5 protein-coding genes are annotated in these 3,424 nt (G+C 65.6%); 1 reads left to right on the top strand and 4 read right to left on the bottom strand.

The annotated features are described in order from the left end of the window. Nucleotides 1–2: 2 nt before the first annotated feature. The 3 genes from ABC138_RS17345 to ABC138_RS17335 are packed head-to-tail and all read right to left on the bottom strand — an operon-like array spanning nucleotide 3 to nucleotide 1,949. Nucleotides 3–182, bottom strand: coding sequence for an FAD-dependent monooxygenase (locus ABC138_RS17345; protein ID WP_345914450.1), 180 nt, complete (start codon nucleotides 180–182; stop codon nucleotides 3–5). 48 nt (nucleotides 183–230) lie between these two features. Further along, the gene (locus ABC138_RS17340) at nucleotides 231–1,091 is read right to left on the bottom strand and encodes a VOC family protein (RefSeq protein ID WP_068329969.1); all 861 of its coding nucleotides are present in this window, start codon (nucleotides 1,089–1,091) and stop codon (nucleotides 231–233) included. Nucleotides 1,092–1,115: 24 nt separating this feature from the next. Then, on the bottom strand, nucleotides 1,116–1,949 hold the full coding sequence (locus tag ABC138_RS17335) for an alpha/beta hydrolase (RefSeq protein ID WP_169702105.1): 834 nt from the start codon (nucleotides 1,947–1,949) through the stop codon (nucleotides 1,116–1,118). Between the two features lie 179 nt (nucleotides 1,950–2,128). Between ABC138_RS17335 and ABC138_RS17330 the strand changes: the two genes are divergently transcribed. Then, nucleotides 2,129–2,755, top strand: coding sequence for a maleylpyruvate isomerase N-terminal domain-containing protein (locus ABC138_RS17330; protein ID WP_068329971.1), 627 nt, complete (start codon nucleotides 2,129–2,131; stop codon nucleotides 2,753–2,755). A 165-nt stretch (nucleotides 2,756–2,920) separates the two neighbouring features. Here the strand turns inward: ABC138_RS17330 and ABC138_RS17325 are convergent. Further along, a partial coding sequence (locus tag ABC138_RS17325) for a phosphotransferase (protein WP_345914449.1) occupies nucleotides 2,921–3,424 on the bottom strand: 504 nt, incomplete at its 5' end.

Raw genomic sequence — 3,424 nt, 5'->3', positions numbered from 1 at the left:
CGTCAACGGCTCGCCAGAACACCCACGGAAGCGTCAGGAGAGCCCGAATTCGCCACGCTCGCGTGCTTGTTGATGGCCATGCAATCGATGCCGTACGTCGCCAGCAGTGCGGCGGCCGTAGCCCCTGACGGTCCGGCGCCGACGACGAGGACCTCGGTCTCGACTTCGTGTGGTGTACTCATGGATTCTCCTGGAAAGCGGTGGAATGCGTCGGGAGTGGCGCGAGGTGGTCAGTGTCGGTGTCCCCAGAGATCGGGGCCGGGGATCTCCCGGACCTCCCAGCAGTCGTCGTCGATGAGGATGCCGCCGCTGCCGAACTCCGTGTGCACGCCCACAGGAGAGGTCGCGTAGAAGGAGAACATGTTGTCGTTGGTGTGGCGGCCGAGCGACATGGCAATGGGGACGCCGCTGTCCTGGGCCAAGTCATAGGTGCGTCCGACGTCGTCGATCTGCTCCACCTCGAGCATGAAGTGATGGAGGAAGGGCTCGTCGATGCCGAAGAACGGCCCGTCGACGAAAGCGACGCTGTGATGGCGTGGGTTGGTGTGCAGGAATGTCGCCTGAAAGGGCTGGCGCATGGTGTCACTGACCTTGAAGCCCAGGGTGTCCACGTAGAATCGTTGCAGCGCGGACACGTCCGGCCCCGCGAGAACCACGTGACCGAGTCCCATGTCCCCGGTGATGAACCCGGGGATGTCGCGGGCGGAGGTGAACTCCCCATCGCCGTCAGCTGCCCCCGTGTACAGCTCGGCGCGGTTGCCGGCGGGGTCGCGGAAATGGATCATTCGCTCGACGCGACGGACTTCCAGCTCGAGCTGGCTGGCCTCCTCGAACCGGACGTCGGCATCGCTGAGTTCATCGGCCGCGGCAGCGAACGCGCTGTTGTCGGCGATCTCCCAGCCGTAGTAGGCGCCGCCGTCGACGTGGCTGGGTTCGACCGTGATCCGCTGGTATCGCTCGTCCATGCGGAACTGAGTGGTCCCGCCTTCGCCAGGCGTGGCCTGTAGTCCCAGGAATTCTGTGGCGTACGTGGTGAAGGCTTCGGGGTGGGTGGAGTTGAGCCCGAGGTAGCCCAGTTGCTTGATATCCATGGCTGTGGTCCTTTCGGCTCGCGCTCAGGCGGCCGTGTCCTGCGAAGGGAGGAGGAAGTCGAGCGTCAGACGGGCAAAGAGTTCGGGATGCTCGATCATTGCCCAGTGACCGCAGCGGGGGAGGAAGATGCCTGTCGAGTCCTCAATGAGCTGGAGAATGCCGTAGGCGAAGTCCGGGGGGCAGACCTTGTCGTCCTTGCCGTTGACAACAAGGGTCCGCGTCTTGATCTTGGCGATCTCGTCGTGTGGATATGCCATTCCGACGTCGCGCACCCACGCCATTGTTGCCGCATAGGCTTCGCGGGTTGCTGGATCGATCGAGGCTTGGTAGCGGTAGTCGATCTGAGCGTCTGAGGCCCGATAGTCCGGGTTGGTCAACGCCGACACCACCTGGCGCATGCCTTCAGGGGTGAAGTCGTAGTTGACGATCGTCGACAACTCGGGGCTGACAGTGTTGCTGTAGCCGGCACTGCCCATGAGGACGAGGTTGGCGACCAGATCAGGGCGCTCCATCGTCACTCCGAGCGCGGTGGCCCCGCCCATCGAGTTGCCGATGAGGTTGACGCGTTCCAGTTCGAGCGCCTCGATGAAGTCGATGAGCTGTTGATTACGCGTGTCTTGGTCGTAGGTGAATGCCGCAGGGTCGGGCTTGTCCGAGCGACCGAAACCGACGAGGTCAGGGACGATGGCTCGCATCCGCTGACCGAAAATGTCGGCCGAGCCGGTCATCCAGTTGGACCATCCGTCGGCTCCGGCGCCGCCGCCGTGGATGAGGATCACCGGCTCACCGGTCCCCACCTCGTAGTAGTGGGTTCGGAAGGAGCCCGTCGTGATGTAACGCCCTTCGTCCATCTGCATGTGTTCTGACCTCGTTGTCGTCGCTGGCTCATGTATTGTTATACAATGCTATGCAGCATAGGGCGGCACAGAAGAGGGCGTCAAGAGGGTCCAGGCGACAGTCACTGAAGGTGCGCGACCGATCGCCGCGGGGCGGACAGGGCAGCGGGGTCGTCGACGGTTTTGAGACGCTGTGGGCCATGAGTGACCTCGATCAGGAAGCAGATCTGGCCATCGACCTGTGTCTGGCCGCGGAGGAACGGCTCGAGGCCACGGCAGCCGCCCTCGACGACGAGGACGTGCGGGCGCCGAGCCTGCTGCCGGGCTGGTCCGTGGGTCACGTCCTCACCCACCTCGCCCGCAACGCCGACGGGCACGCTCGTCGGGTCCGGGGCGCGCTCGACGGCACGGGTCTGGCCAAGTACGCCGGCGGGGAGGAGCAGCGGGCCGGGGAGATCGAGGACGGTTCAGGTCGACCTGCTGCCGAGATCCTCGCCGATCTGCGCTCCAGCCAGGAGGCGCTGCGCGATGCCTTCGTCGAGGCCCAGACGCAGGGGTGGCCGTACGGGTACCTCACCGGTGGCGAGGGATACCCCGTGACCGCCTGCCCGGCGCACCGGTTGCGTGAGGTGGAGATGCACCACGTCGACCTCGGCCTGTCCTACACCGCGGCCGACTGGCCGCAGGAGTACGTCGCCTGGGACCTCGGTGTCCTGCTCGCCACGCTCCCGGAGCGGCTGGATGGGGAGGATCGGCAGATGCTCATGGCCTGGGTCGCCGGGCGGGGCCCGGTGGACCCGGCCTGGTCCGCGGACCCGTGGGGATGACGGCGGCCCACCCCTTCGGTGGCTGAGGAGGTCGCGCAGCGACCGTCTCGCGACACGGCGGCAACACCGACGAGATCACCTGCCACAACTCATCACTGATCACATCGCCACGAACCATGCCATCCACCCTGCGCCGCCCCACGCCCGATCATTGGCAGACACGCCCTAGGCCAAGGCGCGGTCGAGCGACGCCCTGCCCAGGGCCCCCCACGCAGGCTTACCTCCCGGGACTCCTCGAAGACCGTTCTGCCCCATCAACATCAGGAACAGGCTTTTCAGGAGAGCGTGACCTCGAGCTCGGCGAACCATCGCCTCATCGGCGCCCGAGTAGACGGCAAAAAATCGCTCAGCAGCGCCATCCGGTAGCAGCACCCACGCGGCAGCGATATCAGCGGCGGGATCACCGGCATGCACGCCTTCAAAATCGACAATCCCGGAGATGCTGCCGTTGTTGACCACGACGTTGGCTGGATGCAAGTCGCCGTGCACCCACACCGCAGGGCCGTCCCACGCGGGGGCCGCGGTCGCGTCATTCCAGATCTCCCGCGCCCGTGCGCCTTGCCCGTCGAGCGTCGCCGGGTCCAGAGCAGAGAAGAAGTAATCAAATCCGGCTCTCCTGACCCATCCGTGGGTGTTTTCGCGCGCCGTTGACGAGGGCACGCCGCTCTC

Source organism: Janibacter sp. LM (genome assembly GCF_039631275.1).
Lineage (GTDB): Bacteria > Actinomycetota > Actinomycetes > Actinomycetales > Dermatophilaceae > Janibacter > Janibacter terrae.
This window is presented reverse-complemented; position numbering and strand designations above follow the sequence as displayed.

Bases quoted from the DNA above. Each gene is read 5' to 3' on its own strand.
- ABC138_RS17345 (WP_345914450.1), bottom strand. From the start codon at position 182: ATGAGTACACCACACGAAGTCGAGACCGAGGTCCTCGTCGTCGGCGCC.
- ABC138_RS17330 (WP_068329971.1), top strand. From the start codon at position 2,129: ATGAGTGACCTCGATCAGGAAGCAGATCTGGCCATCGACCTGTGTCTG.
- ABC138_RS17340 (WP_068329969.1), bottom strand. From the start codon at position 1,091: ATGGATATCAAGCAACTGGGCTACCTCGGGCTCAACTCCACCCACCCC.
- ABC138_RS17335 (WP_169702105.1), bottom strand. From the start codon at position 1,949: ATGCAGATGGACGAAGGGCGTTACATCACGACGGGCTCCTTCCGAACC.